Origin of the sequence: Ferruginibacter lapsinanis, from assembly GCF_020783315.1 — a bacterium.
Lineage (GTDB): Bacteria > Bacteroidota > Bacteroidia > Chitinophagales > Chitinophagaceae > Ferruginibacter > Ferruginibacter lapsinanis.
On the sequence record NZ_CP086063.1, the window covers coordinates 2,611,016 to 2,624,399 of the forward strand.

General features: G+C 35.7%; 11 protein-coding genes. 6 read left to right on the forward strand and 5 right to left on the reverse strand.

The genetic code is table 11. From position 1 onward, the window contains the following. Positions 1–42: 42 nt before the first annotated feature. The 3 genes from LK994_RS11000 (at position 43) to LK994_RS11010 (ending at position 4,379) form a co-directional block, all read left to right on the forward strand. Positions 43–1,518 (forward strand): glutamate synthase subunit beta, encoded by a 1,476-nt coding sequence (locus LK994_RS11000; protein WP_229760131.1) that lies wholly within the window; start codon positions 43–45, stop codon positions 1,516–1,518. Between the two features lie 332 nt (positions 1,519–1,850). Beyond that, on the forward strand, positions 1,851–3,248 hold the full coding sequence (locus LK994_RS11005; protein WP_229760132.1) for an ammonium transporter: 1,398 nt from the start codon (positions 1,851–1,853) through the stop codon (positions 3,246–3,248). Between the two features lie 81 nt (positions 3,249–3,329). After that, the gene (locus tag LK994_RS11010) at positions 3,330–4,379 is read left to right on the forward strand and encodes an outer membrane beta-barrel protein (protein ID WP_229760133.1); all 1,050 of its coding nucleotides are present in this window, start codon (positions 3,330–3,332) and stop codon (positions 4,377–4,379) included. A gap of 68 nt (positions 4,380–4,447) precedes the next feature. Here LK994_RS11010 and LK994_RS11015 read toward each other — a convergent pair whose 3' ends face one another. Beyond that, a complete protein-coding gene (locus LK994_RS11015; protein WP_229760134.1) occupies positions 4,448–5,014 on the reverse strand; it encodes a GNAT family N-acetyltransferase in 567 nt (188 codons plus the stop codon). A 123-nt stretch (positions 5,015–5,137) separates the two neighbouring features. Here LK994_RS11015 and LK994_RS11020 point away from each other — a divergent pair, with 123 nt between their 5' ends. Together LK994_RS11020 and LK994_RS11025 are read left to right on the forward strand one after the other, a co-directional pair. Beyond that, positions 5,138–6,805 (forward strand): sodium/sugar symporter, encoded by a 1,668-nt coding sequence (locus LK994_RS11020; protein WP_229760135.1) that lies wholly within the window; start codon positions 5,138–5,140, stop codon positions 6,803–6,805. Positions 6,806–6,823: 18 nt separating this feature from the next. Beyond that, positions 6,824–7,297 carry a nuclear transport factor 2 family protein gene (locus LK994_RS11025; protein ID WP_229760136.1) on the forward strand — a complete coding sequence of 158 codons (474 nt, stop codon included), beginning with the start codon at positions 6,824–6,826 and terminating at the stop codon, positions 7,295–7,297. Positions 7,298–7,429: 132 nt separating this feature from the next. On the opposite strand, the gene pyk is transcribed toward LK994_RS11025, so the two are convergent. The 3 genes from pyk to LK994_RS11040 form a co-directional block, all read right to left on the reverse strand. Next, positions 7,430–8,920, reverse strand: coding sequence for a pyruvate kinase (gene pyk, locus LK994_RS11030; RefSeq protein ID WP_229760137.1), 1,491 nt, complete (start codon positions 8,918–8,920; stop codon positions 7,430–7,432). Between the two features lie 29 nt (positions 8,921–8,949). After that, positions 8,950–9,936 (reverse strand): 6-phosphofructokinase, encoded by a 987-nt coding sequence (gene pfkA, locus LK994_RS11035; RefSeq protein ID WP_229760138.1) that lies wholly within the window; start codon positions 9,934–9,936, stop codon positions 8,950–8,952. A gap of 267 nt (positions 9,937–10,203) precedes the next feature. Continuing rightward, on the reverse strand, positions 10,204–10,716 hold the full coding sequence (locus LK994_RS11040; protein WP_229760139.1) for a hypothetical protein: 513 nt from the start codon (positions 10,714–10,716) through the stop codon (positions 10,204–10,206). A 117-nt stretch (positions 10,717–10,833) separates the two neighbouring features. Between LK994_RS11040 and LK994_RS11045 the strand changes: the two genes are divergently transcribed. Further along, positions 10,834–11,445 (forward strand): pseudouridine synthase, encoded by a 612-nt coding sequence (locus LK994_RS11045; protein WP_262907797.1) that lies wholly within the window; start codon positions 10,834–10,836, stop codon positions 11,443–11,445. Here the strand turns inward: LK994_RS11045 and argS are convergent. Next, on the reverse strand, positions 11,423–13,324 hold the full coding sequence (gene argS, locus LK994_RS11050) for an arginine--tRNA ligase (protein ID WP_229760141.1): 1,902 nt from the start codon (positions 13,322–13,324) through the stop codon (positions 11,423–11,425). The two genes, LK994_RS11045 and argS, sit on opposite strands and share 23 nt — an antisense overlap. Positions 13,325–13,384 lie beyond the last annotated feature (60 nt).

A 13,384-nucleotide genomic window follows, 5' to 3' on the forward strand; every position in this document is an offset into this window, starting at 1 on the left:
TTCGGAATTTTTAATTTTTAATTTTTATTTTTTAATTCAACAATGGGTAAACCAACGGGTTTTTTAGAATTTACGAGAGAATTACCGGCAAAGCGTCCGGCAGCGGAAAGAGTAAATGACTATAAAGAATTTATAGAAAGATTTCCTGATGATAAGCTGAACCAGCAATCGGGCAGATGCATGAACTGTGGTATTCCATTTTGTCATAGTGGTTGCCCATTAGGTAATGTTATCCCTGAGTTCAATGATGCTGTATATCGTAAAAGCTGGCAGGAAGCGTATGAAATATTATCTTCTACAAATAATTTCCCTGAATTCACCGGCAGAATATGCCCGGCACCTTGCGAAACAGCTTGTGTGTTAGGGATCAATCAGCCTGCTATTACTATTGAAGAAATAGAAAGACATATCATAGAAATTGCTTTTGAAAAAGGGTATGTACAACCGCAAAAACAAATTTCCAGAACAGGAAAAAGAATTGCGGTAGTAGGAAGTGGTCCGGCAGGTTTAGCAGCAGCGGCACAATTGAATGCTGCCGGCCATTTAGTAACTGTATTCGAAAGAGACGATGCTCCCGGAGGTTTATTACGTTATGGCATACCAGATTTTAAATTGGAAAAATGGGTAATTGACAGACGTGTAAAATTAATGGAAGAAGAAGGTGTTATTTTCAGAAATAATACCAACGTAGGAGTAGATATATCAGTAAATGATCTTTTGAGAGAATATCAGGCGATCGTTTTGGCCGGAGGATCAACTATTCCACGAAATTTGCCGATACCTGGCAGAGAATTGAAAGGCATTTATTTCGCAATGGACTTTTTGAAACAACAAAATAAAAGAGTAGCCGGAAGAAAGGTTAATGGAGAAGATATTGTTGTAACTGGTAAAAATGTAGTTGTGATTGGTGGCGGAGATACTGGTAGTGATTGTGTTGGTACGTCTAACCGTCAAAAAGCTGCAAGTATTACTCAGTTTGAATTATTACCTAAGCCACCTGCGGAAAGAAATATACAAATGCCTTGGCCCACTTATCCAATGGTATTGAAAACAACTTCATCGCATGAAGAGGGGTGCGAAAGGAAATGGGCTGTTGCTACAAAAGAATTCATCGGTGACGGTAAGGGTAATTTAAAAGCACTTAAACTGGTAGATTTGGAATGGAAAATTGTGGATGGTAAACCAGCCAGCTTTGTAGAGATCGCCGGTTCAGAAAGAGAGATTCCTTGTGAATACGCTTTCCTTGCAATGGGCTTTGTGCATCCTCAGCATGAGGGAGTGGTAAATCAGCTGGATGTTGAATTGGATGAAAGAGGGAACGTAAAAGCCACCGAAAAGAATTATCAGACTAATATAAATAAAGTATTTGCTGCAGGGGATGTAAGGAGAGGGCAGTCTTTGGTAGTGTGGGCTATAAAAGAAGGAAGAGATTGTGCTCAAAAGGTAGACGAATTTTTAATGGGGCAATCATTATTAGAAACTGCAGATGGAGATGCCATTGCACGATACCTTAGGTAAAAAAGGCTAAGTTTATTTTAAAGGGGATAAAATTTTTAATTTTATCCCCTTTTTAGTATCATTTTATATAATGATATTTTTATCAAATTGATACAAAAAAATGATTTTTATTGCTTTTATTTTATTTTTTATTGGATATATTCTCAATTTTTTTAAAAAAATAGATCAACAACCTTGAATTATTAGTATTTTATATATAAATATTAAATATTAAATAAATAAAAATATAATAATTTTGATTGTTTGATTGCCTTTTACTTGTATTTTTGTTATAACAACACAAATAAATAATTTATTTAATGTGTTAATTACTTAACAAAAAAACAACTGATATGAGTAAACAATCAATTAAAAATGTAACTCCCTTCCTGGTGCTGTTAGCAGTAGTAATTGGTGCACTGTTTGTTGCACCGGGTGCTTCTTTTGATCCTAATTCTGTAATTGATGAAGCAACGAAAGCTCCAAAATACACTTATAATAGTGGTGACATTGCCTGGATGTTGGTGTCTTGTGCTTTTGTATTTTTAATGACTCCGGCTTTAGCCTTCTTTTACGGAGGAATGGTGGCTCGTAAGAATGTACTTTCTACTATGATCAAAAGTACGGTAGCTGCTGGTATCGTTTCTGTTTTATGGGTTGTTGTTCAATTCAGTCTTTGTTTTGGTAAATCAATTGGTGGTTTTATCGGTGATCCAAGAACATTCTTTATGTTTAAAAATGTAATGAATGGTGAGCCATGGTCTTTAGCTACTACTATTCCTTTACCGCTATTCTCTTTCTTTCAATTAATGTTTGCGATCATTACTCCGGGTCTGGTAGTAGGTGCTGTTGCAGAACGTATCCGTTTCAGTTCTTATTCTTTATTCATTGTATTGTTTGCTGTATTGGTATATTCTCCATTAGCCCATATGGCATGGCATCCTGATGGATACATGTTCAAAATGGGTGTGTTAGATTTCGCTGGTGGTACTGTGGTGCATATTTCAGCAGGTATGGCTGCTTTGGCAGGTGCTATCGTTTTAAAACGTCGTAGAAATGTTATTGCAGGCGGGCCTATTCCTCCGGCAAATATTCCTTACGTGTTGATAGGTACAGGTTTACTATGGTTCGGTTGGTTTGGTTTCAACGCAGGTAGTGCTGTTGGATCTGGGTCATTAGCTGTTTATGCTTTTGCTACAACAAATACTGCTGCTGCTGCTGCTGGTCTATCTTGGATGTTCTTAGATGTATTTAGAGGCAAAAAACCTTCAGTATTAGGTTTCTGTATCGGTGCTGTTGTTGGATTAGTTGCTATCACACCGGCTGCAGGCTTCGTAGGTGTTCCTCAGGCGTTATTTATCGGTTTTATCGCTGCTATCGTTTCTAATGTAGTAGCCGAATTCTTGAAAAGTCATACAAAATTGGATGATCCTTTAGATGTATTTGCTTGTCACGGTTTAGGTGGTATGACAGGTATGCTTTTAACAGGTGTATTCGGAGATAAAAATGTTAACTCATTAGTTGTTGAGGGTCAATTTTTAATTCAGTTAAAAGGAATGCTTATATCTGCTACTTATAGCTTTGTAGTAGCGTTCATTATCTTCAAATTGATCAACCTTATTCTTCCATTACGTGTTACTAGCGAAGAAGAAGATGAAGGGTTGGATGCTTCTCAACATGATGAAAATTATGTTCAAGGAACATTGCTTGTTAAAACTGAATCTGGTTTACAAGAAAAAGCTAATTACTAGTACTAAAGAATAAAACAACATTTGATAAAAGGGGATTGTGCCTTACCAATTCCCTTTTATTTTAACCAAAAACTAAAACAAATGACAAACACTATGACAAGAAAAATTTCTTTATCAATTGTAGCTGCATTTTTATGCTTAAATGCTGCTTTTGCTCAAACAACCATTACTGGTTCTCTTGATGCTTACTACCGTTATAACTTTGGTAAGTCTTATGGGATCTCTAACAACTTAACTTCTTTTACCAATTCACAAAATTCATTCGAATTGGGTATGGCTTCTTTGAAAGCTGAACACACAGCAGGAAAAGTTAGCGGAACAATCGATTTGGGTTTTGGTAAAAGAGCGCAGGAATTTTCTTATAACGACGGAGGCTCGTCTAACAATGACGGTACTTTAATGCAAGCTGTTAAACAAGCTTACATTTCTTATGCGCCATGTTCTAAAATTAAATTTACTGCTGGTAAATGGGGTACACACGTTGGATACGAATTGTTAGATGCTTATTTAAACAGAAACTATAGCATGAGCTATATGTTTACTAACGGTCCGTTTTTTCATACAGGTATCAAAGCTGATATCAGCTTAGGTGGAAAAAATACTTTGATGGTTGGAGTTGCAAACCCAACAGATCAGGTAACTGATGATCAAAAGGTTCCTAAAGCTGCTATCGCTCAATTCGGTACTGCATCTAAAGATGATAAATACAAAGTTTGGGTAAATTATGTTGGTACTTTCTACAAAAGCGGAAGCGAAAACCAAATTGGCGTTACTGCTACAGCAGCAGTTGCAAGCAAATTCAGCTTAGGGTATGATGGTACAATCAAATTATATTCTGGCGGTGGTTCTTCTGCTAATTGGTGGGGTTCTGCTTTATACTTCAACTACGATCCTAAAGCTGATTTAGGCCTTACACTTCGTACTGAATATTTCAGCGACAAACAAGATGCAATTTTGTTAGGCGATAATATTTTTGCTGCAACATTATCTGCAAATTACAAAGTTGGTGGATTTACACTTGTACCTGAAGTACGTGTTGATAACGGTACTTTCAAATTATTCAATAAAGCAGATGGAGGCTTAACAAAAAGCACAGTTACTGCTTTGATCGCAGGTATCTATCATTTCTAATTGATATGATTTATATCTTCTATTAAGATTGTTCTCATGTTACACAAAAGCAAAAGCTTCCTGATTATTCAGGAAGCTTTTGCTTTTGTGTAATTGTCATAAGTTAATATATAGGCGTTGAAATTCCCACTCTTTTCTTTATTGATATATTCAAAATTGATGTCTTTGCTAAAATTATTTTTCAAAAGTTGTAAAACAGACCTTTCGTTATCGGGTTTTACTAAGGCATAGATTACACTAAGGTTGAGTGTTTCAAAGCCAAAGTTAATCACGGTAGAGATTGCTTCCAGCATGATCCCTTTACGCTGATGATCAGGTAACAGTTCATATCCGATCTCTGCCATTCTTCTTTCATTATCAAAATTAAAATAGCAAATAGTGCCTATTAGTTCTTGCGTTTCTTTGAGGAATATAGCCCAGTAATAACATCCCTTGTTATTTGTAAGATTTTCAATTCTGGTTAAAAACTCTTTGGCGTCTTCAATTGTATTGGCTTTTGGTCTGTCAATATACCTATTCACTATATCATTGGATCTGATATGTAAAATGCCCTTTGCGTCATCCGGCAAGAGTGGCCTTAATAATAATCTTTCAGTAGTAAAAACTAATAATGCGGTTGATTGAAACTGGTCCATAATTAACGTCGAAAATATAATTTTAACTCCATTCAAAAAACAAGTGTAAAAAATTACGATTACCTATAAATATACTGTTATATTTATCAAAATTTTTTATACTTATCTTATCGATCATTGCTTATGAATTCACTTCAAACGAAAGATTATATTGTATTTCTTATTTACTTTTTGGTGGTAGCCGGATATGGATATATTGTATATCGCAGAAAGAAAAAAATATCAGTAGATAGCAAAGATTATTTTTTGGCAGAGGGTTCGTTGACCTGGTGGGCAATTGGAGCCTCTTTAATCGCCTCTAATATTTCTGCCGAACAGTTTATAGGAATGAGTGGGAGTGGCTTTAAAATGGGCTTAGCTATATCTACATATGAGTGGATGGCTGCGGCTACGCTGATGATCGTCGCAATATTTTTTATTCCTGTTTATCTGAAGAATAAAATTTATACAATGCCGCAATTTTTAAGTCAGCGGTATAATGGGACGGTGGCTATGATTATGGCTATATTTTGGCTTTTGTTGTATGTGCTTGTAAATCTCACTTCTATACTTTACTTAGGAGCATTAGCTATCAGCAGCATTTCGGGAATAAGTATTACAACCTGTATGTTATTCTTGGCAATATTTGCAATCATTATTACATTGGGTGGTATGAAAGTGATTGGCTACACGGATGTAATACAGGTTTTCTTTCTAATTCTGGGAGGGTTGGTAACAACCTATATTGCGTTGAATCTTGTATCGAAAGAATTTGGTACTACTGGTACCATCAATGGTTTTAGACTATTAACACAGCATGCAGATGATCATTTTCATATGATTTTTGATAAGAATAATGCTAACTACATGGACTTGCCCGGACTAACAGTTTTAATAGGAGGTATGTGGATTGTAAACTTGAATTACTGGGGCTGTAATCAGTATATAACACAAAGAGCTTTAGGAGCTGATTTAAAGACTGCAAGAGGCGGAATCTTGTTTGCTGCATTTTTGAAATTATTAATGCCGGTAATTGTTGTTCTGCCTGGTATTGCTGCGTATGTATTGCATCAACGAGGGAATTTTCAAACAGAATTGTTACAAAATGGAGAATTGAATCCTGACAGAGCTTATCCGGTATTATTGAATCTTTTACCTGCAGGTTTAAAAGGCCTTGCATTCGCTGCTTTAACAGCAGCAATCGTCGCCTCTCTTGCTGGCAAAGCTAATAGCATTGCTACTATTTTTACACTGGATATTTATAAAAAGATTAATAAAAGTGCTGATGAAACTAAATTAGTAAAAATTGGGAAACTTGTTGTGTTGGTCGCAATGCTATTGGCGGTTGTCATTGCTCCATTAATGGGCATTGATAAGAAAGGAGGTTTTCAATATGTGCAGGAATACACAGGTTTTGTAAGTCCGGGTATTTTTGCAATGTTCATTTTAGGGTTCTTCTGGAAAAAAACTACTTCTAATGCGGCATTGTTCGCTACTATTGGCGGGGTTATTTTTTCATTCGTTTTAAAATTCATTCCTGCTGCAGTAAATCTTTCATTTTTGTCTTCAATAGGATTTTCAAAAATGAATGAGAAAGGGATTTATGAAATTCCATTCTTGGATAGGATGGGGTTTGTATTTTGTGCTAGTGTTATTGGTATGTATTTTATCAGTATGTATGAAAATAAAAAAGGAGTAAAACCTAATGCATTAGAACTAGATAGAAAAATGTTTGGATTGAATACTTCATTTACCGTAGGCGCATTAATTGTTTGCGGCATATTGGCAGCTTTGTACACAATATTTTGGTAATAAAAAATGATCGGTTGTATGAGTTCAAATGCTCAGGTATTAGAAAAGTTTTATACTGCGTTTAGTAAGCTGGATTATGTAACAATGAATAGTTGTTATAGCGATGATATTGTCTTTTTCGACCCTGTATTTGGATTATTAAGAGGGGATGAGGTGAAGCTTATGTGGGAAATGTTATGTAAAAATGCCAAAGACTTTTCGTTAACCTTTTCAGATATTACCGACCTGGATGAAGAGTATAGTACTTGCCGGTGGGTAGCTACTTACACTTTTTCTGCTACTGGCAAAAGAGTAGTGAACAAAATTAAAGCAAACATGCGTTTTGCAGATGGAAAGATAGTAGAACACAGTGATGGGTTCAGTATACATCAATGGAGTAAACAGGCTTTGGGGTTAAGCGGCGTACTTTTTGGCTGGAATTCTTTTTTTCAAAATAAGATAAAGAATAAGGCTAAAAGGAACTTGTTGACTTTTATGCAATCAAAAACATGATTTTTATCATTATTCAGCGTTTTGTACAATAATTGTATTGACTGCTCGTTAATGCTAGAGAATATTTTAGTAATAAAAAAAGGGGCTTTCATTTCTATGAACTGGCCCCCTTTTTATTTCTTGTATTTTTTTCTATTCAACTTTAGTAACCTTCAGCATATTGGTAGGTAAATGCATCTCAATCGGTGTACTACCGGTGTTAACAACCGTGTCATCCTTTTTCAGGAATCCCCTTTCTTTCAGAATGTTAATCTGGTCAAAGAAGATATCATCCAAACTTACTTCCTCTGCATAAAATATAGCCCGAACTCCCCAGCTTAAACTCAGCTGATTGATCAGTGTTCTTTCTTTACTAAAAATATATAAAGGAGATTTAGGGCGATAACTACTAAGCATAAACGCAGTGTAGCCACTTTGTGTCATACCTATTAATGCATTTGCCTGCAGATCCTTCGCTAACTTACATGCACTGTAACACAATGCATCACTTAAGAATGAAGGAGAATGTGGCTGAGGAGTTAGTATGTCATCTCTGTCATAGTTGTAAACGTTACGCTCTACTTCTAAAATGATCTTACTCATTGTTTCTACCACTAAAGTAGGATAGCTGCCCATGGCAGTTTCTGCACTTAACATTACTGCGTCAGCACCTTCCAGAACAGCATTTGCTACGTCAGTTACTTCACTACGATTGGGTTTGGTACGATCGAGCATACTTTCCATCATTTGTGTTGCCACAATTACCGGCTTAGCTCTATGCATACATTTTTGGATCAGATCTTTTTGTATCAATGGTACTTGTTCGATAGGTACTTCAACTCCCAGATCTCCACGGGCTACCATGATTCCATCGCTTTCAACAATAATATCCCTGATGTTTTTTAATGCTTCAGGCATTTCGATCTTAGCGATAACTTTTATCTTGCTATCTTTTTCTTTAATTCTTTTTTTAAGGTCGATGATATCTATTGCTTTTCTTACAAAAGATAAGGCAACCCAATCAAGATTTTGGTCGATGATAAAATCAAGGTCTTCTTTATCTTTTTCTGTCAGCGAAGGCATAGATAAAGCAGAGTCAGGCAGGTTTACACCTTTTTTTGGAGTAAGAGTACCACCTAATGTAACAGATACTTTTACTTCTTTATCATTTAAAATTTCCTGAACTTTTACTTCCATTTTACCATCATCCAAAAAAATACGTTCTCCCACTTTTACATCGGATGATAGCATTGGATAAGAAACATAGATCTTTTCTTTAGTGCCAATAATTTTTTCTGTAGTAAAAATGAATGTATTACCCGGGACCAATTCTATTTTGCCATCTTCCAGATCGCCTACTCTTAGTTTGGGCCCTTGCAGATCTCCAAGTATGGCGATATTATAAGGTTCTGTCTTATTGATCTGTCTTATCCAGTTAATTACTTCTATTTTACCGTCATATCCTCCATGTGAGAAGTTTAATCTGAAAACATTTACGCCGGCTTTTACTAATTCCAGCAGTTTGTCGTAGCTGCTACAGGCAGGTCCAACCGTAGCAACAATTTTAGTACGTTTTTGAGAGTGTGCAATACCTGCCTGTTTATCCATTTCTCTGTGCAGGTATTTGCCGATGTGTTTACTCATGAATTTCGTTTATGGTTAATCGTTTGTTTTTATGAGGCTAATATTTTTACAATTTTCATCCATTCATCACTGACCCTGGTTTTTAATTTTGCTGCTTTTTCAAGGGGAGTGTGGTTGATCCGGTTTTCTTTAATTCCGATCATGATATTAAAAGTACCATTGATGAGGCACTCAACGGCGTGGTAACCCATTCTGCTGGCAATAACCCTGTCTATGCAGGTAGGAGATCCTCCTCTTTGAATATGACCCAATACACAAATTCTTGTGTCCATCTCAGGCAAATGTTCCTTAATAATTTTGTTTACCCCTTCGGCGCCACCAAATTCATCACCTTCGGCAACAACTATAAGATTTACTAATTTTTTACGTTTTTCTTTTTCTTTCAAACTGGCAATCATATCCTGAATATCCGTTTTACGTTCCGGGATCAGGATGTTCTCTGCACCGGTAGCAATACCACTGTGCAATGCTATAAACCCGGCATCACGACCCATCACTTCAATGATAAACATACGGTCATGTGCATCCATGGTATCACGTATTTTATCGATGGCCTCCACAGCCGTATTTACAGCGGTGTCGAAGCCAATAGTAAACTCCGTACCAACTATATCTCTATCAATCGTGCCCGGAATACCTACGCTTGGAATGTCAAATTCTTCATGAAATCTTTTTCCACCTCTGAAAGAACCATCTCCGCCTATAATAACCAACCCGTTAATGCCTCGTTTTTTTAAATTTTCGTAAGCTTTTTTACGGCCTTCGTATTCAAAAAATTCTTTGCATCTGGCTGTTTTTAAAATGGTACCACCTCTTTGGATAATATTTGCAACACTCTTATTATCCATTTTATAAATATCATCATCAATTAATCCCTGATAACCTCTCACAATGCCAAAAACTTCCAAACCATAATAGTTTCCTGTTCTTACTACCGCCCTTATTGCTGCATTCATTCCCGGGGAATCACCACCGGATGTCATTACTCCAATTTTTGTTATTTTTTTTACTGCCATTTCAATTAAAATTAAATTTCGGTCAATTGATTCACTAGTACAAGTATATCAACGCAATCGTTATCAATGTGTCAAAAATACACCATTTAATAATTAAAAAATTAAATTATCAATAATTAGTATATGATGTAACCTTATAATTTTTTTCTTAAAAAAGCAGAATACGCATTAATACTGTATATAGCTGAAATGAGCTTTTGTTTTTTGGATAAAAAATTATTTGCTGAATAGATGTCTGAAGGGGTGCCAACTGTAATCAGAAACTAATTAAATAAAATTTTTCTTTTTAAGATAGCTTAAGATAAGACCCGCAATTTCATTACCCGATCTTGTGTCGCTTTTAGTTCTGTCAATTGCGATAGCAAAGGCTGCTATTTTTTCGCCGTTATTTTTTTGTAATATGACAGTTATTTGTTTGATGATCATCGGGTTGTTTAGTTCATCTTTTATATACTCATCTTTTACAGGATTGATAATGAGAGAGTAGGATAGTGTTCCAGCAATACCGGGAGCGTCACTTTCTGCGGCATAAAACAATTTGTCATTTTTGATATTTTTTGCGGAGAATGAAGATTGTAATGCATCAGTGATATTTTCATACATTTTTTTATCTGCTGTATTACAGATAGCAATAATTAAGACCTCGTTTGTTTTTTCTTTAGGAAGATATACTGCATCATTACTGATATAAGATGTTTTAGAAAAGGCTTGTGTACTTACACAAGAGTAAAATGGTGTTAAAGAAATAACAGAAAAAAGAAAAATGATTGTCTGTTTCATAAAAACTTGTTTGGGTATAATGGATTACTAAGATAAAAATTATCACATTTAATAACAAAATTTTGGATTGAAGTACCAGCCACCTTTCAATTCAGTTATTCCGGCGTAATATTGCAGATGTCCTCTCCAAACAGATACTTCGTACTCAATAAGCCATTTGATATGGTATCACAGTTTGTGAGTACACATAATGTTGGTTTGTTGGGAGATATTGATTTTGATTTTCCGGAAGGTACTCATGCTATTGGAAGATTAGACAACCATAGCGAAGGCTTATTATTATTGACCACCAATAAAAAGGTTACCCGGTTATTATTTTCAAGTGATATTCCACATAAACGAACCTATTTAGTGCAGGTAAATAAAGAAGTTAGCCCGGAAAACCTTAGACGATTACAAACCGGTGTCCCCATAAAAATAAAGGGAGGGGTGGAGTATATAACTCCTCCATGTGAGGTAAAGATCGTTCATGATCCGGAAATGTATTGTGATCCGGGAGATCGTTTAACTGCTTATCCGCCATTTACCTGGTTAATGATAACACTTACCGAAGGTAAATTTCATCAGGTGCGTAAAATGGTAAATGCAGTCAGGCATAAATGTAAACGCCTGATACGTGTGTCTATCGAAGACCTTAGATTAGATGATTTAGCTCCGGGCTCTATCCGGGAAATGAAAGAAGAGGAAATTTTCAGGCTGTTGAAAATCACATCCGCTCCGGCACCCTGATCCCTAGTAATTCCATGCCGCTTTTCAGTACATTGCTGGTCATAACAGCTAACTGTAAACGCAATCGCTTTTTGTCATCTGTTTCTGCATTAGCAATAGAATGTTCGGTATAAAATGAGTTGAATGTTTTTGCCAGGTTAAAAACGTAATTCGCAATCACCGATGGGTTATGTTCGGTACATGCCTGGTTAATGGCTGTGGGATATTGTTCGAGTGTTACGATCACTTCTTTTTCCAATTTAAGTAACCCATTATTGGTCAATGGTTTGTTGTCTGTCATCGGATTCTTCCTTAAAATACTTTTGATCCTTGCATGAGTATATTGCACAAATGGCCCTGTAAATCCGTGAAAATCGATACTTTCTGCAGGATTGAATACCATTGTTTTTTTCGGGTCAACCCTCAATAAATAAAATTTCATAGCCCCTAAACCGATAGTGTCATATAATTCGGTCAGTTCAGCTGGAGTAAAGTCTTTCACTTTTCCTAATTCCTCAGTATGTTGTTGTGATGTTGCCACCATTTCATCGACCAGGTCATCAGCATCTACTACTGTCCCTTCACGACTTTTCATTTTCCCTGTGGTCAATTCTACCATACCATAACTTAAGTGGTAGATATTGTCAGCATTAGGCATTCCTAATTTTTGACAGATCAATTGCAGCACTTTCATGTGATAGTTTTGCTCATTGCCGATAACATAAATGCTGCTATCAATTTTATATTCTTCGTATTTCTGCAAAGCCAATCCAATATCCTGTGTGATGTAAACAGAGGTGCCATCTTTACGTTGCACCAGTTTTTCATCCAATCCTTCAGCGGTCAGATCGATCCAGATACTGCCATCTTCCTTTTTATAAAAGACTTTTTTATCCAGCCCTTGTTGCACAATATCTTTTCCTAAAAGATAGGTATTGCTTTCGTAATAAGTTTTATTAAAATCACTACCAATACGTTTATAGGTTACATCAAATCCTGCATACACCCAACTGTTCATTGTTTTCCACAATTCAAGTACTTCAGGTTTTCCAGCTTCCCAGTCAAAAAGCATTTGTTTTGCTTGCTTCATTATTGTTGTTGCGCCTCTTCTTATATCATTTACTTCTTCATTTATTTTTATCAACTTATCTTTTTCAGCATTTTCGGTATTTAGTTTTAAGTATAGATTTTTTAACTCCTTTACTTTGGTTTCTTCTTCTGAAGAATAATGAGAAAAGTTGCCCGATTCTTCATTTGTAGCTAATTCAACCGCTTGTCTTTTTAATTCATTTTCAAATTTTACATAATAATCGCCAACAAAATGATCTCCTTTTATACGGGTGCTTTCCGGAGTTGCTCCATTGGCAAACAATTGCCATGCGATCATACTTTTACAAATATGAATACCTCTGTCGTTTACAATACAACTTTTGATTACTTCGTATCCGTTGGCTTTTAAAATTTCAGCAACACTCCATCCTAAAAAATTATTTCTTAAATGTCCAAGGTGTAATGGTTTATTGGTGTTGGGGGAGGAGTACTCAACCATTACTTTTTTGCCATTACTGCTTTTTTTACCATATGCAACATCTGTGTAATTTTGATTCAACAGATCTGACCAATAAATATCACTTACGGTTAAATTTAAAAACCCTTTTATAATATTGTAATGAGTAAAAAGATGCGGATTATTTGTGACAAGGTGTTCACCTAAACTATTCCCTATTGCATCTGGAGATAGCTTCAATGATTTTACCAATGAGAATAATACAACGGTATAGTCGCCTTCAAACTCAGGCTTGGTTTGGTTGATCTGAAAATCTTTTTCTGTAAATGCTTGATTATATAAGCTTGTTAGGCTTTCAATTACACTTTTCTGCAGTTTTGTTACTATTGACATGCTGCAAAAGTAAGGCGAGTTTTTTAAATAAGGTCGACCACCTTTAAAGATGGCCGACCT

Bases quoted from the DNA above. Each gene is read 5' to 3' on its own strand.
- LK994_RS11000 (WP_229760131.1), top strand. From the start codon at position 43: ATGGGTAAACCAACGGGTTTTTTAGAATTTACGAGAGAATTACCGGCA.
- LK994_RS11005 (WP_229760132.1), top strand. From the start codon at position 1,851: ATGAGTAAACAATCAATTAAAAATGTAACTCCCTTCCTGGTGCTGTTA.
- LK994_RS11010 (WP_229760133.1), top strand. From the start codon at position 3,330: ATGACAAACACTATGACAAGAAAAATTTCTTTATCAATTGTAGCTGCA.
- LK994_RS11015 (WP_229760134.1), bottom strand. From the start codon at position 5,014: ATGGACCAGTTTCAATCAACCGCATTATTAGTTTTTACTACTGAAAGA.
- LK994_RS11020 (WP_229760135.1), top strand. From the start codon at position 5,138: ATGAATTCACTTCAAACGAAAGATTATATTGTATTTCTTATTTACTTT.
- LK994_RS11025 (WP_229760136.1), top strand. From the start codon at position 6,824: ATGAGTTCAAATGCTCAGGTATTAGAAAAGTTTTATACTGCGTTTAGT.
- pyk (WP_229760137.1), bottom strand. From the start codon at position 8,920: ATGAGTAAACACATCGGCAAATACCTGCACAGAGAAATGGATAAACAG.
- pfkA (WP_229760138.1), bottom strand. From the start codon at position 9,936: ATGGCAGTAAAAAAAATAACAAAAATTGGAGTAATGACATCCGGTGGT.
- LK994_RS11040 (WP_229760139.1), bottom strand. From the start codon at position 10,716: ATGAAACAGACAATCATTTTTCTTTTTTCTGTTATTTCTTTAACACCA.
- LK994_RS11045 (WP_262907797.1), top strand. From the start codon at position 10,834: ATGTCCTCTCCAAACAGATACTTCGTACTCAATAAGCCATTTGATATG.
- argS (WP_229760141.1), bottom strand. From the start codon at position 13,324: ATGTCAATAGTAACAAAACTGCAGAAAAGTGTAATTGAAAGCCTAACA.